1 protein-coding gene is annotated in these 368 nt (G+C 75.5%); it reads left to right on the top strand.

The genetic code is table 11. The annotated features are described in order from the left end of the window. A partial coding sequence (locus tag GJ695_RS29450) for a TolC family protein (RefSeq protein ID WP_166455429.1) occupies window positions 1-368 on the top strand: 368 nt, incomplete at both ends.

The following is a 368-nucleotide window of genomic DNA, read 5'->3' as shown; positions in this document are numbered from 1 at the left end:
CCAGGTGCGCGCCGGCGAGGCGGCGGTGCGGCAGGCGCGCGCCGACTACGGTCCCAAGCTGGCGCTGGCCGCCCACGCCGGCCAGAACCTGGGCCGCTCGCGCTCGGACGGCGGCGCCTGGTCCAACGTCAACCAGCCGGTGTACGGCATCGGCCTGCTGCTGGAGTTCCCCCTGTACGACGGCCAGATCCGGCGCAACGAGCTGCGCGCGGCGCAGTCGAAGCAGGAGTCGGCCGAGGCGCAGCTGGACGGCGTGAAGAACAAGGTGGTGCACGAGGTGGTCAAGGCCTACCGCGACCAGGCGGTGGCGCAGCGCCGCCGCGCCGCCAGCGCGGCGCTGCTGACGGCGGCCGCGCGCGCGTTCGACG

Source organism: Duganella alba (genome assembly GCF_009674495.1).
In the GTDB taxonomy this organism is placed as follows: Bacteria; Pseudomonadota; Gammaproteobacteria; order Burkholderiales; family Burkholderiaceae_D; genus Rugamonas; species Rugamonas alba.
The sequence above is the reverse complement of the archived record's forward strand: the minus strand, read 5'-3'. Positions and strand labels throughout refer to the sequence as shown.